The sequence below is a fragment of the Bradyrhizobium sp. 482_C4_N1_8 genome (assembly GCF_052075965.1).
Classification (GTDB): Bacteria; Pseudomonadota; Alphaproteobacteria; order Rhizobiales; family Xanthobacteraceae; genus Bradyrhizobium; species Bradyrhizobium barranii.
This window is the reverse complement of the sequence record NZ_CP197231.1, coordinates 6,301,496-6,327,209: the sequence shown is the minus strand read 5'-3', so window position 1 is coordinate 6,327,209 and position 25,714 is coordinate 6,301,496. Positions and strand designations below refer to the sequence as shown.

Below are 25,714 nucleotides of genomic sequence, written 5' to 3'. Positions count from 1 at the left end.
CAATTTTGCGCTGGTACGACGAAGCAATCCAGAATCCCTCCGCGGAGACAGCCTGGATTGCTTCGCTACGCTCGCAATGACGGAGGATGGAGCGGGGGCGCCTCAACGCCGCAGCGTGAATTCCTCCGCGCCGCGCCGGTGTTCCCATTTCGCCTGCTCGAGCTCCGGCTGGTCGCATTCGACTTCCGGATAGCCGATGCAGAGATAGGCGATGAACTTCCAGGTCTCAGGCACGTCGAGAGTGGTGTGAACGCGCTGCGGATTGAGGATCGACACCCAGCCGAGGCCGATGCCGTCGGCGCGCGCCGCGAGCCACATCGCGGTGATCGCGGCCACCACGGAATATTCCGTCGTCTCCGGCATGGTCGCGCGGCCGAGCCCGTGGCCGATGTCGCTCGCCTTGTCCGCGAACACGGCGAGGTGGCCGGGGGCCTGTTCGAGACCGGACAGCTTTAGTGTCGCATAGCGCGCGGCGCGCTCACCGGCATAGGCATTCAGCGCATCGGCGTTGCATGCCCTGAAGTCGTCGATCACGGCGCGGCGCCGTGCGGCATCTTCAACGACAACGAAGCGCCAGGGCTGGCTCAGGCCGACCGAGGGCGAGAGACAGGCGGTCTCGATCAGGCGATCGATGGTGCCGGCCGGCAGCGGATCGGCGCGGAAGCGGCGCACGTCGCGGCGCCACACGAACAGCTCGCGCAAATGTTGGCGGAAGGTGTCGTCGAACTCGACCATGAGATCAGCCTCCCATCCGGAAGGATGCCGCCACCAGCAGAATGAGGATCTCGCCGGTCTGCTCGAATGCGCCGAGGATGTCGCCGGTCTGCCCGCCGATCTGGCGGATGGCAAGCCGCGCCAGCATCAAGCCGGCGAGCGACAGCAGGATCAGGCTGACCAGCGCCTTGCCAGGCCCGAGCGCGAGGGCGAGGGCGAGCGTTCCAGCAGCGAAAGCGATGGCGACGCTGCGGCCCGGCGGCGATCCCGCGCTTGCCGACAGTCCATCAGATCGTGCCGGCGGGACCAGCGACATGAAAGCCGGCACGCCCGCGCGGGCGGCAGTGTGCGCGGCGCACAGCGCGAGCGCGACGGCCCAGGGATTGGCGATCGCCGCGAGCGCGCTCCAGCGCAGACCGAACGACAGGATCAGCGCGCAGACGCCATAGGTGCCGATCCGGCTGTCGCGCATGATCTCGAGCTTGCGCTCGCGCGTCCGGCCGCCGCCGAGCCCGTCGGCGGTATCGGCAAGGCCGTCCTCATGCAGCGCGCCGGTGATGAGCGCGGTCGCGGCCAGCGTGAGCAGGGCGGCGAGGTTCGGTGTCAGTCCGAACCGGCTGGAGACCTTGTAGACCAAGGCGCCCGCGAGGCCGACCAGCAGCCCCGCGACGGGGAGTGCCCAGGTTGCGCGCGCGACGGCGCCGTCAGCCGCGGACTTCGACGATGCGACGGGGAGGATCGTCACGAACGATGCCGCCATCCTGAGATCGGCGATAATCTCTTTGAAAAGCTCGGCGCGCGGCATCATTTCAGTTTCATCGGCAGGCCGGCCACGACGAACTCGACTTCGTCGGAAACCGCCGCGATGACCTGGTTCATGATTCCGGCGGCGTCGCGATAGCTGCGCGCCAGCGCGTTGTCGGGGACGATACCGAGGCCGACCTCGTTGGTGACGAAAATGACGGGGCTCTTCTGGCCGCCCATGAAAGCGGCGAGCTTCATGAGTTCGTGTTCCCAGTCACGCCCCGCATGCATGATGTTGGAGAGCCACAAGGTCAGGCAATCCACCAGCCTTGGGCCGGCGCCATCGGTCTCGATCAGAGCTTGCAGGAGATCGAGTGGTACCTCTCGCTCGATCCAGTCGACGGCCGCGCGCTTGGCTCGATGCTTGGCGATGCGCACCTCCATTTCGGCATCGAGCGCCTCGGCCGTCGCGATGTAGATGGGCTGGCCCGGAAAGCTGCGCGCGCGCTTTTCCGCGTGGGCGCTCTTGCCCGATCGTGCTCCGCCGGTGATCAAGATGACGGCCATAAAGGTCTCCTGTGGGCCTGACTAATCACCAATCGCGGCCAAAGACAAAGCCGAAATCAGGCGGCCGGGGGCTTGCGCTCCGCCTTCGCTTTGCGCAACAGGGGCGGGACAGGAGGTGGGCGTGGGTTTTGCAGGGGCGATGGCGGTGGCGATGGCGGTGGATGCCCTGCTGGGCTGGCCGTCGTGGCTGTTCGCGCGGATCGGCCATCCCGTGACCTGGCTGGGCCGGCTGATCGGCGCCATCGACGCCGCCTGGAATCGCGATTCCGATCCGCCGGCATTTCGCCGTGCTGCGGGCGTGGCTGGAGCGCTTCTGGTGATTGCGATCTCGGTCGCAATCGGCTGGGTACTTCAGTCCTTGCTCCCCTGGGGATGGATGGAGATCATACTCGTGGGTGTGCTGGCCTGGCCGCTGGTCGCCTTGCGCTCGCTCCATGATCATGTCGCTGCCGTCGCGAAGCCGTTGCTGGCCGGCGACATCGCTGCTGCGCGCGATGCGGTTTCGCGCATCGTCGGACGCGATCCCGCAACGCTCGACGAAGCCGGCATCGCGCGCGCGGCTATCGAGAGCCTTGCGGAAAACGCCTCCGACGGCATCGTGGCGCCGGTGTTCTGGGGCGCGCTGTTCGGACTGCCCGGCATTTTGGGCTACAAGGCGATCAACACGCTGGACTCCATGATCGGCCATCGCAACGAGCGCCACGAAGCTTTTGGCTGGGCCGCGGCACGGATCGACGATGTCGCAAACTTCATTCCGGCGCGGCTGACCGGCTTTCTGTTCGTCCTGTTGGCGTCGCGGCGCTCGGAGGCGCTGTCGTGCATGACGCGCGATGCCCGCCGTCACCGCTCGCCCAATGCCGGCTGGCCGGAAGCGGCCATGGCCGGGGGGCTTGGCGTGCGGCTCAGCGGCCCCCGCATCTATCACGGCAGCATCACCAACGAACCCTGGCTCAACGATGGCGCGCGCGATCCGCTTGCCGCGGACATCAGCCGGGGGTTGACGATCTACCGCCGCGCCATGCTGCTGCTCGCCGGCATCCTTGCGATCCTGGCCTTCGCGTGAAAGAACGGGGCATGCGCGAGCACGGTGGAAATCTCGATCTGGCCCAGCAGCGATTTGGCGGGCGCGCGGAGGACTGGATCGATCTGTCGACCGGGATCAACCGCCTGCCTTATCCCGTGGGCGAGGTGAGCGCGCGCGCGTGGAACGCGCTGCCGTCGCGGGCCGAGATCGAGAGCCTGCATCAGGCCGCGCAGCACGCTTACGGCACAAGCGCGCCGCTCGTCGCGATGGGTGGTGCGCAGGCCGCCATTCAATTGCTGCCGCAACTGGCGCCAGCCGGCCGCGCGCGCATCCTTGCGCCGACCTACAATGAATATGCCGGGGTCTTGTCGATTGCGGGTTGGGATGTCCAGGAGGTCGGCGAGCTCGACGCGCTGGCGGGCGCGGATCTCGCCGTCGTCGTCAATCCCAACAATCCCGATGGCCGGCGTTTTGCGCCAAAGGATTTGCTGGCGCTGCTGCCGCGCGTCGGCCGTCTCGTCATCGACGAGAGTTTTGCCGATGCTGCCCCGCAGCTGTCGCTCGCATCCGAGGCGGATCGGCCTGGACTGCTGGTCCTGCGCTCCTTCGGCAAATTCTATGGTCTTGCCGGCCTGAGGCTTGGGTTTGCGCTCGGCAATGCGGCCGACATCGCCAAGCTCGCGGCGGCGTCAGGTCCGTGGCCGGTGTCGGGAGCGGCGATCGCGATCGGCTGCCGCGCCTTGCGTGACGACGCCTGGGCCGAGGCGACGTCAGCGCGGCTCGCACGCGACTGTGCCCGCCTCGACGACATCGTGCAGTCGCAAGGCTGGCGGCTCGTCGGTGGTGCGCCGCTGTTTCGTCTCTACGAGACGCCTGATGCGCTTGCTGCGCAGGAGAAACTGGCGCGTAGCCAAATCTGGTCGCGCGTATTCGCGAAAGAGCCGGCATGGCTGCGCCTCGGGCTTCCCGGCAGCGAAGCCGAATGGACGCGCCTTGCCGAGGCGCTAGCGCGCTAGCGCGAGCAGGCCGCCGACGTCGAGATGCTGTTCGATGTGATCGGCGAGGGCATCGAGCGCGCTCTCAACCCTGCTGTGATAAGGCTCGTCGCCTGCCGGAATGTCGAGCTTTGCGAGATACGCCTTGCGGAAATCGTCCGACGTGAACAGGCCGTGCAAATAGCTGCCCTGCACGCGGCCATCGCGCGAGATCGCGCCCTCCGGCTCCCCATTCAGTTTCGCAAACGGGCGCGCGCGATCCGGTCCGTCGGTGCGGCCGATGTGGATTTCGTAGGCGTCGATCGGCTGGTCCGTGGCGGCATGCACGGCCGCGACGCGCGTCAGCGTCTTCTGCGGGCTCATCATTGTGGCGACGTCCAGAAGTCCGAGACCCGGCGTATCGCCTGCGGGACCTTCGATGCCGTCAGGGTCGGCGACGCTGCGCCCGAGCATCTGATAGCCGCCGCAGAGGCCAAGCACATGGCCGCCGCGGCGATGATGCGCCAGGAGATCGATGTCCCAGCCCTGCGCGCGCAGGAAGGCGAGATCGCCGCGGGTGGATTTCGAGCCGGGGATGATGACGAGGCGGACGTCGCCGGGGATGGCTTCGCCCGGCCGCACCATCACGAGATCGACGCCAGGTTCGAGTTTCAGCGGATCAAGATCATCGAAATTGGCGATCCGCGACAGCGCGAGGCAGGCGATCTTGCACTGGCCTGGCTTGCGCGCGTCGCTCAGCCCCAGCGCATCCTCGGCCGGCAGCTCGCCGGCGCGCGCGAACCAGGGCAGTACGCCGAGGCCGCGCCACGCGGTCTTCTGCTCGATCAGCTTGTAGCCGTCGTCGAACAGCGAGGGGTCGCCGCGGAACTTGTTGATGACGAAACCCTCGATCATCGCGGCATCGTCGGGGTCGATCACCGTCTTGATGCCGACGAGCTGGGCGATGACGCCGCCGCGGTCGATGTCGCCGACCAGCACGACGGGCACGTCGGCCTTGCGCGCAAAGCCCATATTGGCGATGTCGGCCTTGCGCAGGTTGACCTCGGCCGGGCTGCCGGCGCCTTCGACCAGGACCAGATCGGCGCGCGCTTTCAGCCTCTCGAAACTTTCCAGCACCGCGCCCATCAGCGACGGTTTCATCGCCGCATATTCGCGCGCCCGCGCGGCCGCGATGCGCTTTCCCTGCACGATCACCTGCGCGCCGACGTCGGTCTCGGGCTTGAGCAGCACCGGATTCATGTCGGTGTGCGGCTCGACACCGGCGGCGAGCGCCTGCAGAGCCTGCGCGCGGCCGATCTCGCCGCCGTCGACGGTCACGGCCGCGTTGTTCGACATGTTCTGCGGCTTGAAGGGCAGCACGCGCAGGCCGCGCCGCGTGAAGGCGCGGGCGAGGCCGGCGACGATGAGCGACTTGCCCACGTCCGAGCCGGCCCCCTGGATCATCAATGCGCGCGCCATGGTGTTTTCAGAATCTGGCGTCGTCAGAACTCGACGCCGGCTTGCGCCTTGATGCCGGAGCGGAAGGGGTGCTTGACCAGCGTCATCTCGGTGACGAGATCGGCGATCTCGATCAGCTCGTCCTTGGCATTGCGCCCGGTGAGCACGACATGCGTCATCGGCGGCTTGTGCGTTTTCAGGAAGTCGACGACCTCGGCGATGTCGAGATAGTCGTAGCGCAGCGCGATGTTGATCTCGTCGAGCACGACCATGCGCAGATTGGAATCTGATATCAGCTCCTTGGCCTTCGCCCAGCCGGCCTGCGCCGCGGCGATGTCGCGGGCGCGGTCCTGCGTCTCCCAGGTGAAACCTTCGCCCATCGCATGGAACTGGCAGAGCTCGCCGAAATGGCCGGTGAGCAGGCGCCGCTCGCCGGTGTCCCAGGCGCCCTTGATGAACTGCACGACCGCGCAGGGGAAGCCATGGGCGACACAGCGGACGATCATGCCGAAAGCGGAGGAGGACTTGCCCTTGCCGGCGCCGGTGTGGACGATGATGAGGCCCTTCTCGCCGCTCTTGGTCGCCATGATCTTGTCGCGGGCGACCTTGATTTTCGCCATTTTCGCGGCGTGGCGGGCGTCGGTTTCCTCGGCCGTTTGGGTATCCGGTTCAGGCGTCATCTGACAGGGTCCTTCGGCTTGACAAGAGGCGGCCGGGGGCAAATGGTGGCCCGGCGTTGGTTCCTGTCCTATGACAGGCGAAGAGGGAATGCGATAGGGTCCGAATCGACAAGATTCGGCTCCAAACTGCAGCCGCCCCCGCGACCGTGACCGGAGAGATGCCCGAGGCCACTGATCCCCCGCAGGGGATCGGGAAGGCGGGGATCGAAGGGCCAAAAGCCCTGCTCCGCAAGCCGGGAGACCTGCCAGCGCGGACGAGTTTTGGACCGGCGGACGGGGTGTTCCGCGACGGGGAAACGGACCTTCGGGGGAATGGTCCGTGTGCCTCTTCGCCTCCCGCTGTTTATCCTGGAAGAGGCGATGACCGTCACACTTCACGTCTGTATTACCTGCCGTGCCGGCCAGACGCTCGACGAGGGTGAGACGACGCCCGGCAAGCGCCTGCATGGTGCGATCCTCGACGCCGGCGTGCCTGAGGGCGTCAATGTGGTTCCCGTTGAATGCCTGTCGGCATGCAGCCAGGGTTGCTCGGTTGCGCTCAGCGCGCCCGGCCGCTGGTCCTATGTCTATGGCCGTCTGTCAGAGGCCCATGCGAGCGACGTGGTCGCGGGTGCTGCGGCCTATGCCGCCGCGCCCGATGGCCTCGTGCCCTGGCGCAGCCGTCCCGAAATCTTCCGCAAGCAGTCGCTTGCCCGCATTCCCCCCATTGCCGTGTTGCCGGAGGCCGCCGAATGAACTCGCTCGCAAAAGTCCCTGTGACGGTGGTCACCGGTTTTCTCGGCTCAGGCAAGACGACGCTGATCCAGCATCTGCTCGCAAACCCTGACGGCAAGAAGCTCGCGGTGCTCGTCAACGAGTTCGGCAGCGAGGGCGTCGACGGCGAGATCCTGAAATCCTGCGCCGATGCCAACTGCCCGGAGGAGAACATCGTCGAGCTCGCCAATGGCTGCATCTGCTGCACCGTTGCGGACGATTTCATTCCGACCATGGAAAAGCTCTTGGCGCGGCCGGTGCGGCCCGATCACATCCTGATCGAGACCTCGGGCCTGGCGCTGCCGAAGCCGCTGTTGAAGGCGTTCGACTGGCCGGAGATCCGCTCGCGGATCACGGTCGACGGCGTGATTGCGCTCGCCGATGCCGAGGCTGTCGCCGCCGGCCGTTTTGCGCCGGACCCGGCTGCGGTGGAAGCGCAGCGCGCGGCGGATGGAAATCTCGATCACGAGACGCCGCTGTCGGAAGTGTTCGAGGACCAGATCGCCTGCGCCGACATCGTGCTGCTGACCAAGGCTGATCTTGCGGGGCCCGCAGGGATCGAAGCCGCCAAAGCCGCCATCACCGCGGAGATGCCGCGCCGCGTGCCGATGCTATCCGTCACCGATGGCGCGATCGATGCGCGTGTCATCCTTGGCCTCGGCGCTGCCGCAGAGAACGATCTCGCCGCGCGCCCCTCGCATCACGACGGCGAGGAGGATCACGAGCACGACGATTTCGCCTCCGTCGTGATCGATCTTCCGGAGGTTACCGACATCGAAGCATTGGTCGCATCGGTGCAGCGTCTTTCGCGCGAGCAGAACGTGCTGCGCGTCAAGGGCTATATCGCGGTCGCGGGCAAGCCGATGCGCCTGTTGCTGCAAGCGGTCGGCGAGCGCGTGCGCCACCAGTTCGACAAGCCCTGGGGCGCAGCTCTCAGGCAGTCGAAGCTCGTCGTGATCGGCGAGCACGGCGATATCGACGAGGCCGCGATCAAGGTCGGACTTGGGCTTTCAGGATCTGGTATCTGATGCACGTCGTCTTCCGCGAGAGCCGCGGTCTCGAGGAGACTGCGACGCCAAGGGACATCGGCCAGGACCCGGCCGATCTCGTGGTGCTCTCGTACTCGGATTCCGACCTTGCCGCGTTCGCGGCCGGCTGGCGGCGCGGCCGCAACAGCCTGCCGTCGCTGCGGCTCGCCAATCTCGCGGAGCTGCGTCATCCGTTGTCGGTCGACACCTATGTCGAGCGCACGCTGTCGCAGGCACGCGGCATCCTGGTGCGCCTGATCGGCGGTGAATCCTATTGGCCGTACGGGCTCGCGGCCCTGCAGCAGCTGGCGAAGGACCGCAATATCGTGCTGGCCGTGCTGCCGGCCGACGGCCGCGACGACACGCGGCTCGATGCCTACTCGACCCTGCCGGTTTCGACGCTGCGCCGGCTCAAGGTGCTCTGTGACACCGGCGGTCCTGTTGCAGCGCAGGCCGCGATCGCGCAGCTCGCGTTGGCCTCGGGCCTTTACGCAGGCCCGGTCGTCGGCGAGATGAACCTGCCTGAGATGGGCTTTTACGATCCCGCGCGTGGCGTCATTGCTGCGCCGATGGCAGGCGAGGGAAAGCCGCTCGCGTTCGTGACCTTCTATCGCTCCTATCTCACCGCCGCGGATACCGGGCCGGTCGACGCCCTGATCGCGGCGCTGCGCGAGCGCGGCTTTGACGCGTACGGCGCGTTCGTCACCTCGCTGAAGGCTCCGGGCGTTGCGGACTGGCTGCGGACCTATTTCGCGACGAATCCTCCGGCTGCGATCGTCAACGCGACGGCGTTCTCGGCGATGGGCGACGACGGCACGACACCGTTCGATGCTGCATCATGTCCCGTCTTCCAGGTCGCGCTCTCATCGGCACGGCGCGAAGACTGGGCGGAGTCGCTGCGCGGCCTGTCGCCCGGCGATCTCGCGATGCATGTGGTGCTGCCGGAGGTCGACGGCCGCCTGTTCGCGGGCGTGGTGAGTTTCAAATCGGCCGCGGAGCGTGATCCCGATCTGCAATTTTCGCATCTGGCGCACCGGCCCGACGAGGAGCGCGTCAAGGCCGTCGCCGCGCGCGTTGCGGCCTGGCGGCGCCTCGCGGCGACGCCAGCCGCCGAGAAGCGGGTGGCGCTCGTGCTCTCGAACTACCCGGGCCGTCCGCATCAGATCGCGCATGCCGTCGGGCTCGATGCGCTGGCGTCGGTGGAGGCATTGCTGTCTGACCTGACAGAGGCCGGCTTCGATGTTGTGCCGGTCTCCGCACGTGGCGAAACGTTGCTGAAGCAGCAACTGACCTGGAGCGTCGCCGACTACCGCGCGGCGCTCTCGCGCCTGCCGCAAGCCTTGCAGGATGATCTCGCGCAGGCCTGGGGCGCGCCGGAGGATGACCCGAGCTGTCGCGACGGTGCATTTCAATTCGCAGCCGTCGCAAGTGGCCGATCGATCATCGCGGTTCAGCCCGAGCGCGGCGATGCGACCACGCGCGATGCCGACTATCACGATCTTGCCCGCACACCGCGCCATGCCTATGTCGCGTTCTATCTCTGGTTCCGCGGGCAGGCCATCGATGCCGTTGTGCACATGGGCGCCCATGGCACGCTGGAATGGCTGCCCGGAAAATCCGTGGCGCTGTCCTCACATTGCTGGCCGGAAGCCCTGATCGGCGATCTGCCGGTCATCTATCCCTTCATCGTCAACGATCCCGGCGAGGCCGCGCAGGCCAAGCGGCGCTTGGGTGCCGTCACCATCGGCCATCTGCCGCCGCCGCTGGAACAATCCGCGGTGCCGGACGGCCTACGCCGGCTCGAACGTCTGCTGGACGAATATTCGACCGCCGATGGCCTCGACCCCGCCAGACGTCAGCGTCTGATCGCCGCGATTCGCGACGAAGCGCGTGCGGCGGGCCTCGAGGACGATCTCGGTCTCGATGCATCGGCTGCACCGGCGGAAGCGATCCCGCGGATCGATCGCTTCGTCTGCGATCTCAAGGAGAGCCAGTTCGGCGACGGGTTGCACGTGTTCGGCCGCGGCACTTGCGCCGACGCGGAGCGCGATGCGTTGCGTTCCGCCCTCGCGGGGCAGCGCGTTGCGCCGGGGCCGTCGGGCTCGCCGTATCGCGGACGCCAGGACGTTCTGCCCACGGGGCGCAATCTCTTTGCCGTCGATCCGCGAGCGGTGCCGACGCCGTCGGCGCATGCGCAAGGCATCAGGCTTGCGGAAGAGCTGCTGCGTCGCCATTTGCAGGATCACGGCGACTGGCCGAAAGGCCTCGTGGTCGATCTCTGGGGCTCGGCGACGATGCGGACCGCCGGCGAGGAGTTCGCCATGGCGCTGCATCTTGCCGGCCTTGCGCCGCACTGGGATCACGCCTCCGGCCGCGTCACCGGCTACGACATCATCGCGCCGGCCGAGCTCGGGCGCCCCCGTATCGACGTCACGCTCCGCGTGTCGGGCCTGTTCCGCGATGTCTTCTCCGGCCTTGCGCAATTGTTCGAGGCCGCCGCCGAGACGCTCGCAACGCGCGAGGATGAGGGCGACGAGAATCCCTATCGCCACCGCGCCTCGCGCGTGTTCGCGCCGCGTCCCGGACAATATGGCGTCGGCCTGTCCGCGATCCCCGATGCCTTCACGGCCGAGACGCGTGATGCCGCCGGCGAAGCCTGGCTTTCGGCATCGTCCTGGGCGTTCTCGGCGGACGGTGCGATGCAGCCGGATCGTGCCGGCATCGAGACGCGGCTCGCAGCCGCCGATGCTTTCGTGCACGTCCAGGACTTGCCGGAGACCGATCTTCTGCTCGCCGCGGATTACGCCGCGCATGAAGCAGGCATCGCGGCGGCCGCAGCGCATCTCGGTGCGGCAGGACCATCGCTCTATCACCTCGATACGACGCGGCCCGAGCAGCCGCACGCGCGGACGCTGACCGAGGAAATCTCCCGTGTCGTTCGCGCACGCGCGGCCAATCCGGCCTGGATCGCCGGCATGATGCGGCATGGTTTTCGCGGCGCCGCCGAGATTACCGCGACGCTGGAGCACATGGCCGCCTTCGCGCATCTGGCCGGCGCCGTACCGCCGCATCTGTTCGATCTCTACTACGATGCGACGCTCGGCGACGCCGATGTCCGCAGCTTCATGGCCCGCGAGAATCCGGCGGCGCTCGCCGCGATGGAGACCTGCTTCACACGCCTGCACGAAGCCTCGCTCTGGCGAACGCGCCGCAATTCGATCGCGGCTGCGCTGAAGGAGGCTTCATGAGTGCGGCCGCGATCAAGGGCTGGTGTCCCGGCGCGTTGCGCCCGATGCAATCGGGCGATGGGCTCGTGGTTCGCGTGCGCCCGTTCGGCGGAAGGCTTGAAGCCGCCCAAGTCGCCGGCCTTGCCGAGCTCGCCGAACGCTACGGCAATGGTCTCATCGATGTGACGAGCCGCGCCAACCTCCAGATCAGAGGCGTCAGCGAGCAGGGCCATCGCCGGCTGCTCGATGGACTCGCGTTGCTGCGGCTGCTCGACCCCGATTCCGACATCGAAGCCCGGCGCAACATTTTGGTGACGCCGTTCTGGAACAGCGGTGACGAGACACAGGCGCTCGCCGCGGAGCTTGAGGAAGCGCTCGCGGACAGCACGCTCGATCTTCCCACAAAGTTCGGCTTCGCCATCGACGATGGAAAGTCGCGCGTACTCGCCGGCGATTCCGCCGACGTGCGCATCGAACGCGATCGCGGCGGCCGGCTCGTGGTGCGGGCCGATGGCGCAAGGCTGGGCCGCTCCGTCGCGCGCGGTGAGGCCGTGAGTACGGCGCTCGCGCTCGCCAACTGGTTCATCACGTCCGGCGGCGCGAAGGGCGGGCGAGGGCGCATGGCAGCTCATGTCGCGGCCGGCGCGGAATTGCCGGAGTCGTTGAGCGGCGAAACCGAGCCTGCTCCGGTCATGGCGGCGTCACGACCCGGTCATTATCCGCATGGCGCCCTGGTCGGCGTCGCGTTCGGGCAGATGCTGCACACGACGCTCCATCAGTTTTCCGGGTGCGGACATGCGCTGCGCATGACGCCATGGCGGATGGTGTTGAGCGAGGGCAAGCGCGAGATGCCGAGTGGGGCAGGCCTCATCACCGAGCCGTATGATCCGGCGCTGCGCGTCATCGCTTGTAGCGGCGCTCCGCGCTGCCGCGAGGCGCATGCCGATACCCGCGCGCTCGCTTCCGCCCTTGCGCCGCGCATCGCCCTCGATACGCGGCTGCACGTCTCCGGCTGCGCCAAGGGCTGCGCGCGTTCCGGTGCGTCCGCGGTGACGCTGGTTGCGACCAGCGCCGGATTCGATCTCGTCCGCGACGGCTCGACTCGCGATGAGCCGGTTCTGCGCGGCCTCAATGGTGCCGACATCGTCAGCGATCCCTCCATCCTGGTCGGAGGCCACTGATGCCGCACACCTACGAGACCGACGGTGCGGCGATCTATCGGCAGTCTTTTGCTACCATCCGGGCTGAAGCGGACCTTGCGCGCTTTTCGCCGGACGAGGAGCAGGTCGTGGTGCGGATGATCCACGCCGCCGGCATGGTGGGCCTCGAGGCGCATATCCGCTTCACATCAGGCATGGTGACGGCCGCACGCGCGGCCTTGCAGAAGGGCGCGCCGATCCTGTGCGACGCGCGCATGGTCTCGGAAGGAATTACGCGCGCGAGATTGCCTGCGGCCAACGCCGTGATCTGCACGCTCGGCGACGAAGCCGTTCCCGCGCTCGCGCAGTCCATGCGCAACACGCGCTCGGCCGCGGCGCTGGAGTTGTGGCGACCGCATCTCGACGGCGCAATCGTTGCGATCGGTAACGCGCCGACCGCGCTGTTTCATCTCCTCAACATGCTCGAGGACCCGGGCTGCCCACGGCCTGCGGCGATCATCGGTTGTCCCGTCGGCTTCGTCGGCGCGGCCGAATCCAAGGCTGCGCTGATCGCCGATCCGCCGGTGCCGGCGCTGACAGTCGAGGGCCGCCTCGGGGGCTCCGCGATCGCGGTCGCCGCCGTGAATGCACTGGCGAGCCGGAGCGAATAGCCATGGGACGCATCATCTGCTGCGGTCTCGGCCCCGGCGATCCTGATATGATGAGCGTGCGCGCCGATCGGACGGTGCGGGCTGCGAAGCATGTCGCCTATTTTCGCAAGAAGGGCCGGCCCGGCCAGGCGCGGCGGATCGTCGAAGGCATGTTGGCTTCCGACGTCACCGAATACGCAATGGAATATCCTGTTACGACGGAGCTCGCTTTCGATAGCCCGGAATATGTGCAGCTCCTCGCCAGCTTCTACGACGAATGGGCGGAACGGCTGGCGCGGCTTTCGCGGGCGGTCGATGTCGTCGTGCTCTGCGAGGGCGATCCTTACTTTTACGGCTCCTTCATGCATCTGCACACGCGCCTGCAAGGCCGTGTCGAGATCGAGGTGATCGCGGGGATTCCCGGCATGGTCGGTTGCTGGAACGGCGTCGGACAGCCGATCGCGCTTGGCGACGACGTGACGACGGTGCTGATGGGGACGCTCGCCGAAGACGAACTCGAGCGGCGCATGCGCGATTCCGATGCGCTGGTCATCATGAAGACCGGCCGCAATCTCGCAAAGGTGCGTCGCGCGCTGGCTTCCGCCGGCCGGCTGGACGATGCCTGGCTGGTCGAGCGCGGCACCATGCCGGGCGAGCGCGTGGTGCGGCTCGCCGAGATCGATGCCGCCGACTGTCCATATTTTGCGATCGTGCTCGTGCACGGCAAGGGCCGGCATCTGGACGCCGCCGAATGACGGGCACGCTGACCATCGCGGGCCTCGGGCCGGGCAGCGATGCGCTGGTGACGCCCGAGGTCTCCGCCGCCCTTGCCGCCGCCACCGACATTCTGGGCTATGCGCCCTATGTTGCGCGCGTGCCGCCGCGGGCAGGGCTCACCTTGCACCCCTCTGACAATCGCGAAGAGCTGCAGCGCGCAAGCGAGGCCCTGCGGCTTGCGGCCGAAGGCGGGCAGGTCGTCGTCGTCTCCTCCGGCGACCCCGGCGTCTTCGCGATGGCGTCGGCCGTATTCGAGGCGCTCGAACAGGCGCCGCAATGGCGCGAGCTTCCCATTCGCGTTTTGCCTGGTATCACAGCGATGCTGGCGGCAGCCGCGCGCGCTGGTGCGCCGCTCGGCCATGATTTCTGCGCGATCAATCTCTCGGACAATCTCAAGCCGTGGGCGGTGATCGAGAAGCGCCTGCGGCTGGCCGCGGAAGCCGATTTTGCCATTGCGATGTACAATCCGCGCTCGGCAAGCCGGCCGGAGGGTTTTGGCCGCGCGCTTGCGTTGTTGAAGGACGCCGGCTGCGGCGAGCGCCTCGTGATCTTCGCGCGCGCGATCAGCGCCGCCGATGAAAGGATCGAGACCGTCACGCTGAACGAAGCGACGCCTGAGATGGCCGACATGCGCACGCTGGTGATCGTCGGCAATTCGCAGACGCGCCGCGTCGGCCGCTGGGTCTATGCCCCGAGGCAGGCGCGATGACCGAGCCACTGCATGATCTCGGCCACGCTCTCAACCCGCTGGCGATCGGGCAACTCGGGCCGCGCGATCACGATCACGGGCAGGCCGAGCATGCGGGCCGCGTCGATCTTGGCGCGTGCGCCGTCGCCGCCGGAATTGCGGGCGACAATCCATGCGATGCCGCGCGTGCGCATCAACTCGAGCTCGCCGTCGAACGTGAACGGCCCGCGCGACACGATCACGTCCGCAGCGAAAGGCAGCGGTGCTTCGGGCGGATCGACGAACCGCAGCGTGTAGGTGTGCTGCGGCTTGCTCGCGAATGGCGCGATGTGCTGCCGGCCGATGGCGAGGAACATTTTTGCCGGCGTCTCGGGCAGCGCAGCGACCGCGGCGGTGACGTCGGCGACTTCGATCCAGTTGTCGCCGGGCGCCTTCGTCCAAGGCGCGCGCTCGAGCGCGATCAGCGGCGTGCCCGTTTGCGCGCACGCCTGGACCGCGTGGCGGCTCATCTCGGCAGCGAAGGGATGTGTGGCGTCGATCACATGCGTGATGCGCTCACCGCGAATATAGTCCGCAAGCCCGCTCACGCCGCCGAAGCCGCCGATGCGGGTCGGCAGCGGCTGATCGGCGGGCGCGCGAGTGCGACCGCCATAGGAATACACGGCGTCGATGCGCGCGCGTGCGACTTCCGCGGCGAGCAAGCTCGCATCGGCGGTTCCGCCCAGAATGAGGGCGCGCGTCATGGCTGATCCCTGGCTGACCATCATCGGTATCGGCGAAGATGGCCTTGCCGGGCTGTCCGAGGCAAGCCGAAAGGCGCTTGCCAAGGCAGAAACTGTTTTTGGTGGCGAGCGTCATCTCGCGCTTGCTGATGTGGAGGGGCGCGGTCGCCCGTGGCCGGTGCCGTTCGACGCAGACATCGTGGTGAGCTGCCGCGGCCGGCCGACGGTGGTACTCGCCTCCGGCGATCCGTTCTGGCACGGTGCCGGTGCAAGTCTCGCCGAGAAGCTCGATGCCAACGAGTGGATCGCGCATTCGGCGCCATCGACCTTCTCGCTCGCCGCCGCGCGGCTCGGCTGGCGCCTCGAAGCCATTGCCTGTCTCGGGCTTCATGCCGCGCCGTTCGAGCGTCTCGTGCCGTATCTGGCGCCCGGTGCGCGCATCATTTGCCTCATGCGTGACGGCAAGGCGGCCGGTGATCTCGCCAAATGGCTGAGCGAGCGCGGGTGGGGCGCCTCGGCGTTCTGGACTCTCGCCGCGCTCGGCGGGGCGCGCGAAAGCATCGCTGAGCATCGTGCCGACGGCTTTGCGGGCGATCTCGCCGAAAACCTGGTCGCAGTGGCCGTCGAGGCGAGGGGCGGGCAAGGCATTCCCCGCAGCTCCGGCCTGTCCGACGATCTCTTTGCTCACGACGGCCAGATCACCAAACGGCCGGTGCGCGCGCTGGCGCTCTCGGCGCTGGCGCCGCGTCCCGGCGAGCGGCTGTGGGATATCGGCGCGGGTTCTGGCTCGATCTCGGTCGAATGGGCGCTGTGCGGCGGGACGGCGAGCGCCATCGAGGCGCGCGAGGATCGTGCCGCGAATATCCGCAGCAATGCAACAGCGTTCGGATTGGCGCATCGGATCACCGTCATCACGGGGAGCGCGCCCGAAGCTCTTGCCGGACTGGAAGCGCCGGACGCGGTCTTCATCGGTGGCGGTCTCGATATCGAGATGTTCGATGCCATCTGGTCACGGCTTGTGCCGGGTGCTCGGCTCGTCGCGCATGCGGTGACGCTGGAAACGGAAGCGCTGCTCGGCGAGCTGCACCAGCGCCATGGCGGCGAGTTGATGCGGGTCGAGATTGCCCATGCCGCGCCGCTCGGCCGCTACCGGTCCTGGGAAGCGTCGCGGCCCGTGGTGCAATGGAGTGCGGTTCGATGAAAGTCGCCGGACTCGGATTCAAGAAGGATGTCACGCTGGCTTCGCTGCGCGAGGCGCTGCTGGCGGCCGGTGGTCCCGAGGGCCTTGCGGCGGTCGCGACTGTTAGCGACAAGGCGGAAGCGGAGCCGCTCAAACAGCTCGCGCGCGAATGCGGCGTGCCGATCAAGGCAGTCTCGGCTGAAGCGTTGGCTAACATCCACACGCCGACGCAGTCAAAACTCGTCGCGGAAAAGTTCGGCACGGGCTCGGTCGCTGAAGCCGCTGCGCTCGTTGCGGCTGGCCCTCGCGCGCGATTGATTGCGACGCGGGCGGTCTCGCGGGATCGCACCGCGACCGCCGCGATCGCGGAAGGAGACGGCGCATGACGGTGCACTTCATCGGTGCCGGGCCGGGCGCTCCGGATTTGCTGACGTTGCGCGGACGCGACTTGATCGCGGCCTGTCCGGTCTGCCTCTATGCGGGCTCGCTGGTGCCCGAGGGCGTGCTGGCGCATTGCCCGCCCGGCGCCCGCATCGTCAACACCGCACCGCTGTCGCTCGACGAGATCATCGCGGAGATCGCTGCCGCGCATTCGGACGGCAAGGATGTTGCCCGCTTGCATTCGGGCGATCTCGCGATCTGGTCGGCGATGGGCGAGCAGCTTCGCCGCCTGCGCGCGCTCGGTATTCCCTACACGGTCACGCCGGGCGTGCCGTCCTTCTCGGCTGCAGCAGCTGCACTAGAGGCTGAGCTGACGCTGCCCGGTCTTGCCCAGTCAGTGGTGCTGACGCGCACGCCGGGCCGCGCCAGCGCGATGCCTGAGGGCGAAAAGCTCGCAGCGTTCGCCGCCACCGGAGCGGTGCTCGCGATCCATCTGTCGATCCATCTGCTCGACAAGGTCGTCGCAGAGCTCACGCCGCATTACGGCGCGGATTGCCCCGTCGCGATCGTCTGGCGTGCGAGCTGGCCGGACCAGCGCATCGTTCGCGCCACGCTGGCGACGCTCGATGCCGCCGTCGGCACCGAGATGGAGCGCACGGCGCTGATCCTGGTCGGCAAGACGCTTGGTGCTGCGGATTTTGACGAGAGCCGTCTCTATGCCGTCGACTACGACCGCCGCTATCGGCCGGTCGGTGCCGATCCGCGCTTTCCGGAGGCATCGTGATGCCGGCAGGGCTCGTCATCTCCGCGCCGGCCTCCGGCGTCGGCAAGACCACGCTGACGCTGGCGCTGGCGCGCGCCTGGCGCAATCGCGGATTGAACGTGCAGTGCTTCAAGAGCGGGCCCGATTATATCGATCCCGCCTTCCATGCCGCTGCGACGGGGCGCGCTTCCGTCAACGTCGATAGCTGGGCGATGGATCGCGGGGCGATAGCTCATCTCGTCGGTCGCGGCACTGATGCCGATGTCGTGCTCGCGGAGGGCTCGATGGGCCTGTTCGACGGCGTCGCCGCGCGCGGCGTCTCCGGCACCGGCGCCACCGCCGACATTGCTGAGATGCTGGGCTGGCCGGTGCTGCTGGTGATCGATCCCTCCGGACAGGCGCAGACGGCGGCGGCGATCGCCGCAGGCCTTCGTGACTATCGCGCCGGTGTGCGCCTTGCCGGCGTGGTGCTCAACCGCGTCGCCAGCCCACGTCATGAAGATCTCGTGCGGCGTGCACTCAACGACGCCGGCATCGCCGTGTTCGGCGCGCTGCCGCGCCATGCCGAGATCAGCCTGCCGAAACGGCATCTCGGCCTGGTGCAGGCCGAGGAGCAGGCCGAGATCGGCAAGCTGATCGACGAAGCCGCGCGCTTCGTCGCCGAGCATGTCGATCTCGATGCGGTGCTGCGATCGGCAGCGAGCTGGTCGCCGCAACCGGCGGCAAACGGCATGAATGTGACGCCGCCCGGGCAGCGCATTGCGTTGGCCCGCGATGCCGCGTTCTCCTTCATCTATCCGCACATGCTGGAAGCCTGGCGCGCGGCGGGCGCCGAGATATCGACCTTCTCGCCGCTTGCCGATGAAGCGCCTGACGCGAGTGCCGATGTCTGCTGGCTGCCCGGCGGCTACCCTGAGCTGCACGCGGGGAAGATCGCGGCCAATGCTCGCTTTCGCGACGGTCTGCGTGCCTTCGCTGACAAACGGCCGGTGCACGGCGAATGCGGGGGCTACATGGTGCTGGGAACCGCTCTGACCGACGCCGACGGCGTCCGTCATGAGATGACGGGCCTGCTCGGACTGGAGACGAGCTTTGCCAAGCGCCGCATGCATCTCGGCTATCGTCTCGCTGCGCTCGCCGCGCCGATGCCGGGCCATCAGGCCGGCGCGCGCCTGCGCGGTCATGAGTTCCACTATTCGACGATTATCGCGCAGCCGGATACGCCGCTGGCGGTCGTGCACGATGCAACAGGCGCGGTCATCGCCGAGACCGGCTCGCGCCGCGGTCATGCCACCGGCACGTTCTTCCATCTGATCGCGGAGGATCGGTGAGCGGTTTTGTCACTTTCATCTCGGCCGGCCCCGGCGACCCGGAGCTCCTCACGCTCAAAGGTGCCGCGCGGCTGCGCGATGCCGACGTCGTGCTCTATGACGACCTCGCCTCCGGTGCGATCCTCGATCTGGCCCGGCCCGGCGCCAATCTCGTCGCGGTCGGGAAGCGGGCAGGGCGGCCCTCGACCAAGCAGCACCACGTCAACCGCCTGCTGGTCGACTATGCCGCGGCTGGTGTCCGTGTGGTGCGGCTGAAATCGGGCGATGCGGGTATCTTTGGCCGGCTCGAGGAGGAGCTGGAGGCGCTGCGCGAAGCTGGCATCGGCTACGAGATCATTCCCGGAATCACCTCGGCCTGTGTCGCCGCTGCGCAAGCCGGCATTCCCCTGACCCGGCGCCACACCTCGCGCCGGGTGCAGTTCGTGACCGGGGCCGATGTCACCGGCGAGCTGCCGCAGAATTTGAACTGGGCGGCGCTGGCTGATCCCGAAGCGACCACCGTGGTCTATATGGGCCGGCGCACCTTTCCGGCGCTTGTCGCAAAATTGATCGAGCACGGCCTCGCGCCTGATACCCCGGCGCTGTTCGCCGAATCCCTCGGTCGTCCCGACGAGCGGCTGGTCCGCACCACCATTGCCGAGCTGGCCGAGCAACTTGCGCGGGGCGGCGCTGCCTCGACGGCCGCCGTGATCCTGTTCGGCGCACTGGCCGGGGATTATCCGTCATGACCGTCCCGGCCGCCCTTCGCCCCTTGACGCCCGGCTGGCGAAAGGGGCACACAGGAGATGCATGGTGCTCGAGGCGGCGCAAACCGCCGGAGCATAATCGGGAATGGGGGTGGGCGGACAGTTGCGCCGCCCAAAACCCCAGCCGCCCCCGCGACTGTAAGCGGTGAGGGACTCCGATCAGCCACTGGGCCGCAAGGCCCGGGAAGGCCGGAGAACCCCAGTGAACCGCGAGCCAGGAGACCGGCCGTGCATGTCTTGTGGCCAAGGCCGTCGGGTGTGACGGCAGGAAGGAACTGAACCATGCATATCGAACCCGGAGTCGTATCGGGCGCCAAGCTCGTGTTGAGTTACGCAACCGGCATCGCCGTCGGCGGCGTTGCGCTGAAGCTCGCGGTCGAGACCGTGCGCGAGCAGGGCATCACGTCGTTCGCGGCGCGGACGCTCGCCACCACGGGCCTCGTGTTCGTCTTCTTCGAGATCCTGCCGCACTTCCCGGTCGGCGTCTCCGAGGTGCACTTCATCCTCGGCTCGACCCTGTTCCTGCTGTTTGGGGCAGCGCCCGCGGCCTTCGGCCTTGCGTTCGGACTGTTGTTCCAGGGCATCTTCTTCGAGCCGCCCGATCTGCCGCAATTCGGCATGAACGTCACCACGCTGCTGGTGCCGCTGTTCGGGATCCAGGCGATCGCCGCGCGGATCATTGCCCGCAACACCGCCTATGTCGATCTCAGGTATCGCCAGGCGCTGGCGCTTTCGACCACGTATCAGGCCGGCGTCATCGCCTGGGTCGCGTTCTGGGCGCTCTATGGCTCGGGCTTCGGTGCGACCAACCTCGTCAACATCGCGACCTTCGCGGCCTCCTACGCGCTCGTCATCGTGATCGAGCCGCTGGCCGACCTCGGTGTGCTGGCGCTGGCGAAGTCGCTGCGCGGCGTCACCGCGCCCGGCCTCGTTACCCCGCGTTTGCATAACGCGGCTTGAGAGAGACAAGCGAACGGGCGGCCGTGATGGCCGCCCTTCGCACTCACGATGCTCACGCTCTCCCTGATAGGCATCGGTTGCGGCGATCCCGAGCAGCTCACGCGCGCCGCCGTTCAAGCCATCAACGCGGCCGATCTCATCCTGATCCCGCGCAAGGGGACGGCGAAGTCCGATCTCGCAGATCTCAGGCGGACGATCTGCGCGGATGTGCTCACCAATCAAACGACGCGCATTGCCGAGTTCGATCTTCCCGTGCGCGATGCCGGTGAAGCGGATTATCACAAGGGCGTGGACGATTGGCACGAGGCCGTGGCCGCGGCCTGGTCGCAGACGATCGCCAGCCATCTCGGTGATGATGGCAAGGTCGCGCTGCTGATCTGGGGCGATCCTTCGCTCTACGATTCCTCGCTGCGCATTGCGCGGCGGCTCGATCCCTTGCCTGATATCGAAGTTGTGCCCGGCATCACCTCGATCCAGGCGCTGTGCGCGGCGCATGCGCTGCCGCTCAACGACATCGGCGAACCCTTCCTCGTCACGACGGGGCGCCGCTTGCGCGAGGGCGGCTGGCCGCAAGGCGTCGATACCGTGGTGGTGATGCTCGACGGCGGCACGGCGTTCCAGTCGCTCGATCCTGCGGGGCTGCACATCTGGTGGGGCGCTTATCTCGGCATGCCCGATCAGATCGTCATGTCGGGCGTTCTGGCCGAGATCGGCCCGCACATCATCGCCGCGCGACAGGATGCGCGCGAGCGGCACGGCTGGATCATGGACAGCTACATTCTCAAGCGCAGGCCGTAAGCGAGGCAGCATGCTCCCTGAATGGGTCACCCGGAAATGCCCCGATGTCTCCGCTGTCCATCGCGAGGCGGCGCTCGCGCGTCAGGCGCAACTGACGAAGCCGGCTGGCGCGCTCGGCCGGCTGGAGCAGCTTGCGGTCGAGCTTGCGGGCCTGCAGGCGACCGAGCAGCCGCGTGCCGCGCGGGTGCCGATCATCGTCTTCGCCGGCGATCACGGCATCGTCGCGCAGGGCGTGTCGGCCTATCCGCAAGGAGTGACCATCGCGATGATGGCGAATTTTGCCTCGGGCGGTGCCGCGATCTCGGTGCTGGCGCGTGAGCTTGGCTCAAACCTTGAGGTCGTCGACGCCGGTACGCTGGCACAGGAGGAGATGGCAGGAATCGTCACCGACAAGCCGCGCAGCGGCACGCGCGACTTCAGCGTGGAAGCCGCGCTCACCCCCACGGAGCTGGCATTCGCCTTCGAAGCCGGTCAGCGCGCAGTCGCGCGCGCAGACGCCGGCAGGCCCGATCTCCTGATCTTCGGCGAGATGGGCATCGGCAATACCACGACGTCGGCGGCGATTGCGGCGAGCCTGCTTGGCATCAGTGCCGAGGAGATCGCGGGCAGCGGTACCGGCGTCGATGCGGCCGGCCGTGCGCACAAGGCGCGCGTGATCGACGCTGCGATCGTGCGGCATGGCGTTGCAGGTGCTTCGCCGGAAAAGATCCTGTGCGCCGTCGGCGGCCTCGAAATCTCGGCGATCTGCGGCGCCATCATTGCGGCTGCACAAGCCCGCATTCCCGTGTTGATCGATGGCTTCATCGTATCCGTGGCCGCGTTGGCGGCGGTGCGGCTGAACCCGTCGTGCCAGCCATTCCTGCTGCCGTCGCATCAATCGGCGGAGCAGGGGCATCGGCTGGTGCTGCGCGCGCTGAACGTGCAGCCGTTGATCAGCCTCGATCTCAGGCTCGGCGAAGGATCGGGTGCCGCCATCGCGCTGCCGCTGGTGCGGCTCGCGTGCAGCCTTCACAACGGCATGGCGACCTTCGCGCAGGCCAACGTGCCGGATCGCCCGGCCTGATCCAGCTCAAGCCGCGCGCTGATTGACCGCGACGACGCGCCAGCCGGTGGCGAGCCGGTCGATCCGGGTCAGTGACAACGGATCGATCACGAAGCGCAGGGCCGCTTGTGGTGTCAGATCCAGAGCAATGCAGAGTGCGGCGCGGATCGTGCCGGAGTGCACGACGAGCGTTGCTGAGCCGGCGCCGATTTGCGCGAGACCCAGCCGGACGCGCGCGACCTGATCCTCAAAACTTTCGCCGCCCGGCGGCCGGCCGCGCGCCGGATTGCTCCAGAACTGCGCATAGGCCTCGCCGCCGGTCGCCGCGAGCTCGTCATGCCGCAGGCCGGTCCAGTCGCCAAAATCCTGCTCACTGAATTCGGGCACCAACGCGGGTTCGAGTCCCAGCGCGCGCGCCGTCTCAACCGTACGTCGCGCCGGGCTCGCCAAGCTCGCAGCATCTGGCGGAAGCCTCTGCCGCAACGCCTCCAGCTGCACGCGATCGCCGAGATCGGCGGGCGCGTCGGCTGCGTGGATCGTCCCTTTGGCGCCGTCGACGGGCGCATGCCGTATCAGCCAGAGGAAGGTCTCGCCTTCCATGCCTATCTCCAGGGAAGTTGGTCGCTGTGGTAATAACGTCGCACCGGCACATTGACTCTGTCTTGTCGGTAATCCTAGATGGCTTTGACGGTTTCCCCGAGTGGGGATGAAAAGGGAATGCGGTGCGGGGATTTTGTCCCCAATGCCGCGGCTGCCCCCGCAACTGTAAGCGGCGAATCTTGCGTCACGAGCCACTGGGTATCTCGGTCCCGGGAAGGCGATGCAAGGTACTGACCCGCGAGCCAGGAGACCTGCCGTCAGCCGTGGTCACACGCGAAGATGTCGGTCGGGGAGTACAGACATTCGGCTTCATCGGAAGGCTCATAAGCCGGAAGATGGGACCTTGGTTCGCGGTGACGTGCCACTGACGTCACACCGAGGTCCCGAACTGTGTCTTCCATTCGTCTTGTACGACCGCGTTGCTTCCTGCTCGCTTCCGCCGCGCTTACGTCATTTGCCACCCTCGATCTGCCTGCCGCCGTGGCGCAGCAGGCCCGCGAGCCGCTGCCGCCGGTCGAGGTGTCGCCCGCCCAATCCCGCAAACCGGCAAAGCCGGCGGCCCGGGACGCGCAGAGCCCACGCCGCGCAGCATCGCGCAGGCCAGCGGCCGCATCGGCCGCGGCCAAGCCCGTCGTGCCGACCGCGGCGGCGCAGACGCCGCTCAACACCAATGTGGTTGCCGAGAGCGCCTCGCGCCTCGGCCTGACCGTGCAGGAGACACCCGCGACCGTCGAAGTCATCTCGGCCGCGACCATGCGGGAGCAGGGCTATCGCACCGTGTCGGAGGTTGCGCAGGGCGCGGTCGGTGTCACCTCCGGCGACAATCCGGCCGAGCCCGCGGCTTTCTCCATGCGTGGCTTCACCAACAGCCAGATCAACATGCTCTACAACGGCATCAAGATCGGTCCGCAGAACATGACCTCGCGGATCACGGATACGGCCAATCTCGCAGCCGTGGAATTTTTGAAAGGTCCGGCCTCGCTGATGTCGGGCGAAGGTGCCGCCGGTGGCGCAATCAACTTGATCACGAAGCAGCCACACACCGGGCCGATCCGGAATGAAGCTGACTTTTCCTGGGATTCGCTCAACTCGTTCGGCGTCCATTACGGCTCGGGCGGCAGCACTAACGTGCAGGGGCTCGACTACCGCTTCGACATCAGCCGCGCCTCGCTCAATGGCTTTGCCGACGACACCAATACCAAGACGTTGGATGTGTCTGGCCAGCTCAATTACCGCATCTCCGACAGCCTCAAGATCTGGGGCGCGATCGAGTACCGGGAAGATCGCTCGAAGGCCTATTGGGGCGCACCGCTGGTACCGATCGCCTTCAGCGGCTCGCATGCGACGAGCGGCATTGTTTCGGGCAATTACGTCTCGAACTTCAACAAAACGAAGCTCGGTGCGATCACGATCGACGATCGTACCTTCAACACCAATTACAACGTTCTCGACAACCGCAACGTGGCACAAGAGGTGTGGCTGCGCGGCGGCTTCGAACTGAAGCTGGCGCCTGACCTGACGCTGAAAAGCCAAGCCTATGCCTATGGCGCGGAGCGTACCTGGTTCAACAACGAGATCGAGGCTTTCAATGCCAGTACGGGCCTGCCCAACTCGAACATGGTCGATCGCGAGCGCTTCTATGTTGCACATAGCCAACGCCTTGTCGGCAACATTACCGACCTGATTTGGGACGCTAATATCGCAGGCTTCGACAACCGCCTGGTCACGACACTTTCGTCCAGCTATCTCGATTTCGTCAGGCCAGGCGCGGCCAACTTCCCGGACGATTACGTCTCGCTCGTCAATCCCGACCGTGGCCTTTACGGCCTGCTCACGACGCAGCAACAGACCGCGCGCATCGACAACGAAGCGCTGTCGTTCGAGGACCGGCTGAAGCTCACGCGAACCTTCGCGCTGGTCGGCGGCCTGCGCGTCGAGCATATCGGGCTTGACCGCAACTCGACCGACTCCGCCGGGCTGGAAAAGGCGAACTTCCCGTTCTCGACGTCCTGGGTCCCGACGACGGGGCGTATCGGCTACACTTGGGAGGCCGTTCCGGGCCTGACCTTCTTCAGCCAGTATGCGACCGGCGCCGATATCTCGGCCAACAACATCTTCCTGCTCGGCCCGACCCAGCCGCTCGACCTGACCACCGCGCGCACCTATGAGACCGGCGTCAAGCACCTGTTCTGGGACAACAGGGCGGAGTGGTCGTTCTCGGCCTACGACATCCTGCGCAAGAACGTCTATGCAGCGGCCGGCGGCATGCAGCTCAACATCGCAGGCCGGCAGGAGTCGAAGGGCGTCGAGCTCGCCGCGGCCGTACGCCCGATCGATCCCCTGCGGCTCTGGGGCAACATCGCTTATGTCGATGCACGCTATGCCGACTACAATTTTGCCGGTGGTTCGTTCTCCGGCAACACGCCGCCGAACGTGCCGCGTGTCGTGGCCAATGCCGGTGCGTCGTACCGGTTCTTCACGCCCTGGCCGGTGGAGCTCGGCATCACGGGCCGCTATGTCGGCGACCGCTACAACACCGATGCCAACGTCGTGACGATGAAGGCCTACACCGTCGCCGACGTCTACGCCTTCGTCGACATCCCGAAGACGGTGTTCAACGCGGTCGACCAGGCCCGTCTGGGCTTCCGCGTGCGCAACATCACCGACAAGCGCTACGCGATCTGGGGCGATCCGTTCTATCCCGACCAGATCCTGCTCGGTGCGCCCAGGACCTATGAGCTCTCGGCCGCGTTCAAATGGTAGGGCGC

Annotated in this window: 25 protein-coding genes and 3 riboswitches; of the genes, 18 read left to right on the top strand and 7 right to left on the bottom strand. The window is 67.2% G+C overall.

Features of this window, described 5'->3' with window-relative positions; genetic code table 11:
• Positions 1-102: 102 nt before the first annotated feature.
• The 3 genes from bluB to cobU are packed head-to-tail and all read right to left on the bottom strand — an operon-like array spanning position 103 to position 2,025.
• Entirely contained in the window at positions 103-735 is a 633-nt protein-coding gene (bluB, locus tag AB7Z56_RS30345) for a 5,6-dimethylbenzimidazole synthase (RefSeq protein ID WP_063984441.1), read from the bottom strand.
• Positions 736-739: 4 nt separating this feature from the next.
• Positions 740-1,522, bottom strand: a complete 783-nt coding sequence (gene cobS, locus AB7Z56_RS30340) for an adenosylcobinamide-GDP ribazoletransferase (RefSeq protein WP_283018574.1) — start codon at positions 1,520-1,522, stop codon at positions 740-742.
• Positions 1,519-2,025, bottom strand: coding sequence for a bifunctional adenosylcobinamide kinase/adenosylcobinamide-phosphate guanylyltransferase (gene cobU, locus AB7Z56_RS30335; protein ID WP_063984439.1), 507 nt, complete (start codon positions 2,023-2,025; stop codon positions 1,519-1,521). Before cobU ends, cobS begins: the two co-directional genes overlap by 4 nt.
• Positions 2,026-2,146: 121 nt before the next feature.
• Here cobU and cbiB point away from each other — a divergent pair, with 121 nt between their 5' ends.
• Complete coding sequence (cbiB, locus tag AB7Z56_RS30330; RefSeq protein WP_063986534.1) at positions 2,147-3,088, top strand: adenosylcobinamide-phosphate synthase CbiB; 942 nt, start codon at positions 2,147-2,149, stop codon at positions 3,086-3,088.
• A gap of 11 nt (positions 3,089-3,099) precedes the next feature.
• Positions 3,100-4,065 carry a threonine-phosphate decarboxylase CobD gene (gene cobD / locus AB7Z56_RS30325; RefSeq protein ID WP_063984438.1) on the top strand — a complete coding sequence of 322 codons (966 nt, stop codon included), beginning with the start codon at positions 3,100-3,102 and terminating at the stop codon, positions 4,063-4,065.
• On the opposite strand, the gene AB7Z56_RS30320 is transcribed toward cobD, so the two are convergent.
• On the bottom strand, positions 4,054-5,502 hold the full coding sequence (locus tag AB7Z56_RS30320; protein ID WP_063984437.1) for a cobyric acid synthase: 1,449 nt from the start codon (positions 5,500-5,502) through the stop codon (positions 4,054-4,056). The two genes, cobD and AB7Z56_RS30320, sit on opposite strands and share 12 nt — an antisense overlap.
• Positions 5,503-5,525: 23 nt before the next feature.
• Positions 5,526-6,161 (bottom strand): cob(I)yrinic acid a,c-diamide adenosyltransferase, encoded by a 636-nt coding sequence (gene cobO, locus AB7Z56_RS30315; protein WP_028148472.1) that lies wholly within the window; start codon positions 6,159-6,161, stop codon positions 5,526-5,528.
• A gap of 40 nt (positions 6,162-6,201) precedes the next feature.
• Positions 6,202-6,425: riboswitch (cobalamin riboswitch) on the top strand.
• A gap of 96 nt (positions 6,426-6,521) precedes the next feature.
• On the opposite strand from cobO, the gene AB7Z56_RS30310 reads away from it, so the two are divergent.
• From AB7Z56_RS30310 to cobJ, 7 genes are read left to right on the top strand one after another with little or no spacing between them, the layout of a single operon-like run.
• Positions 6,522-6,896: a DUF1636 family protein gene (locus AB7Z56_RS30310; protein WP_028148471.1), complete on the top strand. Its 375-nt coding sequence runs from the start codon at positions 6,522-6,524 to the stop codon at positions 6,894-6,896.
• Positions 6,893-7,942, top strand: a complete 1,050-nt coding sequence (gene cobW / locus AB7Z56_RS30305; RefSeq protein ID WP_063984436.1) for a cobalamin biosynthesis protein CobW — start codon at positions 6,893-6,895, stop codon at positions 7,940-7,942. Before AB7Z56_RS30310 ends, cobW begins: the two co-directional genes overlap by 4 nt.
• Positions 7,942-11,190: a cobaltochelatase subunit CobN gene (cobN, locus tag AB7Z56_RS30300; protein WP_441256707.1), complete on the top strand. Its 3,249-nt coding sequence runs from the start codon at positions 7,942-7,944 to the stop codon at positions 11,188-11,190. The genes cobW and cobN overlap by 1 nt, the downstream gene beginning before the upstream one ends.
• Complete coding sequence (gene cobG / locus AB7Z56_RS30295) at positions 11,187-12,350, top strand: precorrin-3B synthase (protein ID WP_063984434.1); 1,164 nt, start codon at positions 11,187-11,189, stop codon at positions 12,348-12,350. The genes cobN and cobG overlap by 4 nt, the downstream gene beginning before the upstream one ends.
• Entirely contained in the window at positions 12,350-12,979 is a 630-nt protein-coding gene (locus tag AB7Z56_RS30290) for a precorrin-8X methylmutase (protein ID WP_063984433.1), read from the top strand. The genes cobG and AB7Z56_RS30290 overlap by 1 nt, the downstream gene beginning before the upstream one ends.
• A 2-nt stretch (positions 12,980-12,981) precedes the next feature.
• Positions 12,982-13,713 carry a precorrin-2 C(20)-methyltransferase gene (locus AB7Z56_RS30285; RefSeq protein ID WP_063984432.1) on the top strand — a complete coding sequence of 244 codons (732 nt, stop codon included), beginning with the start codon at positions 12,982-12,984 and terminating at the stop codon, positions 13,711-13,713.
• Positions 13,710-14,444: a precorrin-3B C(17)-methyltransferase gene (gene cobJ, locus AB7Z56_RS30280; RefSeq protein WP_063984431.1), complete on the top strand. Its 735-nt coding sequence runs from the start codon at positions 13,710-13,712 to the stop codon at positions 14,442-14,444. The genes AB7Z56_RS30285 and cobJ overlap by 4 nt, the downstream gene beginning before the upstream one ends.
• On the opposite strand, the gene AB7Z56_RS30275 is transcribed toward cobJ, so the two are convergent.
• On the bottom strand, positions 14,420-15,166 hold the full coding sequence (locus AB7Z56_RS30275; RefSeq protein WP_063984430.1) for a cobalt-precorrin-6A reductase: 747 nt from the start codon (positions 15,164-15,166) through the stop codon (positions 14,420-14,422). The two genes, cobJ and AB7Z56_RS30275, sit on opposite strands and share 25 nt — an antisense overlap.
• Here AB7Z56_RS30275 and AB7Z56_RS30270 point away from each other — a divergent pair.
• From AB7Z56_RS30270 to cobT, 8 genes are all read left to right on the top strand, one after another.
• Positions 15,165-16,346: a bifunctional cobalt-precorrin-7 (C(5))-methyltransferase/cobalt-precorrin-6B (C(15))-methyltransferase gene (locus AB7Z56_RS30270; RefSeq protein ID WP_063984429.1), complete on the top strand. Its 1,182-nt coding sequence runs from the start codon at positions 15,165-15,167 to the stop codon at positions 16,344-16,346. The two genes, AB7Z56_RS30275 and AB7Z56_RS30270, sit on opposite strands and share 2 nt — an antisense overlap.
• Positions 16,343-16,711 carry a cobalamin biosynthesis protein gene (locus AB7Z56_RS30265; RefSeq protein ID WP_063984428.1) on the top strand — a complete coding sequence of 123 codons (369 nt, stop codon included), beginning with the start codon at positions 16,343-16,345 and terminating at the stop codon, positions 16,709-16,711. Before AB7Z56_RS30270 ends, AB7Z56_RS30265 begins: the two co-directional genes overlap by 4 nt.
• On the top strand, positions 16,708-17,490 hold the full coding sequence (gene cobM, locus AB7Z56_RS30260) for a precorrin-4 C(11)-methyltransferase (protein WP_063984427.1): 783 nt from the start codon (positions 16,708-16,710) through the stop codon (positions 17,488-17,490). Before AB7Z56_RS30265 ends, cobM begins: the two co-directional genes overlap by 4 nt.
• On the top strand, positions 17,490-18,800 hold the full coding sequence (locus AB7Z56_RS30255) for a cobyrinate a,c-diamide synthase (protein WP_063984426.1): 1,311 nt from the start codon (positions 17,490-17,492) through the stop codon (positions 18,798-18,800). The genes cobM and AB7Z56_RS30255 overlap by 1 nt, the downstream gene beginning before the upstream one ends.
• Positions 18,797-19,528 (top strand): uroporphyrinogen-III C-methyltransferase, encoded by a 732-nt coding sequence (cobA, locus tag AB7Z56_RS30250; protein ID WP_063984425.1) that lies wholly within the window; start codon positions 18,797-18,799, stop codon positions 19,526-19,528. The genes AB7Z56_RS30255 and cobA overlap by 4 nt, the downstream gene beginning before the upstream one ends.
• Positions 19,529-19,573: 45 nt before the next feature.
• Positions 19,574-19,791, top strand: a riboswitch (cobalamin riboswitch).
• Between the two features lie 37 nt (positions 19,792-19,828).
• A complete protein-coding gene (locus AB7Z56_RS30245) occupies positions 19,829-20,506 on the top strand; it encodes an energy-coupling factor ABC transporter permease (protein ID WP_063984424.1) in 678 nt (225 codons plus the stop codon).
• Between the two features lie 48 nt (positions 20,507-20,554).
• Positions 20,555-21,304 carry a precorrin-6A synthase (deacetylating) gene (gene cobF, locus AB7Z56_RS30240; RefSeq protein WP_063984423.1) on the top strand — a complete coding sequence of 250 codons (750 nt, stop codon included), beginning with the start codon at positions 20,555-20,557 and terminating at the stop codon, positions 21,302-21,304.
• 10 nt (positions 21,305-21,314) lie between these two features.
• Positions 21,315-22,367, top strand: a complete 1,053-nt coding sequence (cobT, locus tag AB7Z56_RS30235; protein ID WP_063984422.1) for a nicotinate-nucleotide--dimethylbenzimidazole phosphoribosyltransferase — start codon at positions 21,315-21,317, stop codon at positions 22,365-22,367.
• Positions 22,368-22,373: 6 nt separating this feature from the next.
• On the opposite strand, the gene AB7Z56_RS30230 is transcribed toward cobT, so the two are convergent.
• Positions 22,374-22,946 carry a histidine phosphatase family protein gene (locus tag AB7Z56_RS30230; RefSeq protein WP_063984421.1) on the bottom strand — a complete coding sequence of 191 codons (573 nt, stop codon included), beginning with the start codon at positions 22,944-22,946 and terminating at the stop codon, positions 22,374-22,376.
• A 71-nt stretch (positions 22,947-23,017) separates the two neighbouring features.
• Positions 23,018-23,219, top strand: a riboswitch (cobalamin riboswitch).
• 117 nt (positions 23,220-23,336) lie between these two features.
• On the opposite strand from AB7Z56_RS30230, the gene AB7Z56_RS30225 reads away from it, so the two are divergent.
• Positions 23,337-25,709: a TonB-dependent receptor gene (locus AB7Z56_RS30225; protein WP_231144489.1), complete on the top strand. Its 2,373-nt coding sequence runs from the start codon at positions 23,337-23,339 to the stop codon at positions 25,707-25,709.
• Positions 25,710-25,714 lie beyond the last annotated feature (5 nt).

What these genes read in the sequence shown, in the direction of transcription:
- cobJ (WP_063984431.1), top strand. Translation starts at nt 13,710, where the DNA reads ATGACGGGCACGCTGACCATCGCGGGCCTCGGGCCGGGCAGCGATGCG.
- cobW (WP_063984436.1), top strand. Translation starts at nt 6,893, where the DNA reads ATGAACTCGCTCGCAAAAGTCCCTGTGACGGTGGTCACCGGTTTTCTC.
- AB7Z56_RS30245 (WP_063984424.1), top strand. Translation starts at nt 19,829, where the DNA reads ATGCATATCGAACCCGGAGTCGTATCGGGCGCCAAGCTCGTGTTGAGT.
- cobD (WP_063984438.1), top strand. Translation starts at nt 3,100, where the DNA reads ATGCGCGAGCACGGTGGAAATCTCGATCTGGCCCAGCAGCGATTTGGC.
- AB7Z56_RS30270 (WP_063984429.1), top strand. Translation starts at nt 15,165, where the DNA reads ATGGCTGATCCCTGGCTGACCATCATCGGTATCGGCGAAGATGGCCTT.
- AB7Z56_RS30310 (WP_028148471.1), top strand. Translation starts at nt 6,522, where the DNA reads ATGACCGTCACACTTCACGTCTGTATTACCTGCCGTGCCGGCCAGACG.
- cobF (WP_063984423.1), top strand. Translation starts at nt 20,555, where the DNA reads ATGCTCACGCTCTCCCTGATAGGCATCGGTTGCGGCGATCCCGAGCAG.
- AB7Z56_RS30255 (WP_063984426.1), top strand. Translation starts at nt 17,490, where the DNA reads ATGCCGGCAGGGCTCGTCATCTCCGCGCCGGCCTCCGGCGTCGGCAAG.
- cobM (WP_063984427.1), top strand. Translation starts at nt 16,708, where the DNA reads ATGACGGTGCACTTCATCGGTGCCGGGCCGGGCGCTCCGGATTTGCTG.
- AB7Z56_RS30275 (WP_063984430.1), bottom strand. Translation starts at nt 15,166, where the DNA reads ATGACGCGCGCCCTCATTCTGGGCGGAACCGCCGATGCGAGCTTGCTC.
- cobS (WP_283018574.1), bottom strand. Translation starts at nt 1,522, where the DNA reads ATGATGCCGCGCGCCGAGCTTTTCAAAGAGATTATCGCCGATCTCAGG.
- cobU (WP_063984439.1), bottom strand. Translation starts at nt 2,025, where the DNA reads ATGGCCGTCATCTTGATCACCGGCGGAGCACGATCGGGCAAGAGCGCC.
- cobT (WP_063984422.1), top strand. Translation starts at nt 21,315, where the DNA reads ATGCTCCCTGAATGGGTCACCCGGAAATGCCCCGATGTCTCCGCTGTC.
- AB7Z56_RS30285 (WP_063984432.1), top strand. Translation starts at nt 12,982, where the DNA reads ATGGGACGCATCATCTGCTGCGGTCTCGGCCCCGGCGATCCTGATATG.
- AB7Z56_RS30320 (WP_063984437.1), bottom strand. Translation starts at nt 5,502, where the DNA reads ATGGCGCGCGCATTGATGATCCAGGGGGCCGGCTCGGACGTGGGCAAG.
- AB7Z56_RS30230 (WP_063984421.1), bottom strand. Translation starts at nt 22,946, where the DNA reads ATGGAAGGCGAGACCTTCCTCTGGCTGATACGGCATGCGCCCGTCGAC.
- bluB (WP_063984441.1), bottom strand. Translation starts at nt 735, where the DNA reads ATGGTCGAGTTCGACGACACCTTCCGCCAACATTTGCGCGAGCTGTTC.
- cobN (WP_441256707.1), top strand. Translation starts at nt 7,942, where the DNA reads ATGCACGTCGTCTTCCGCGAGAGCCGCGGTCTCGAGGAGACTGCGACG.
- cobO (WP_028148472.1), bottom strand. Translation starts at nt 6,161, where the DNA reads ATGACGCCTGAACCGGATACCCAAACGGCCGAGGAAACCGACGCCCGC.
- AB7Z56_RS30290 (WP_063984433.1), top strand. Translation starts at nt 12,350, where the DNA reads ATGCCGCACACCTACGAGACCGACGGTGCGGCGATCTATCGGCAGTCT.
- AB7Z56_RS30265 (WP_063984428.1), top strand. Translation starts at nt 16,343, where the DNA reads ATGAAAGTCGCCGGACTCGGATTCAAGAAGGATGTCACGCTGGCTTCG.
- cobG (WP_063984434.1), top strand. Translation starts at nt 11,187, where the DNA reads ATGAGTGCGGCCGCGATCAAGGGCTGGTGTCCCGGCGCGTTGCGCCCG.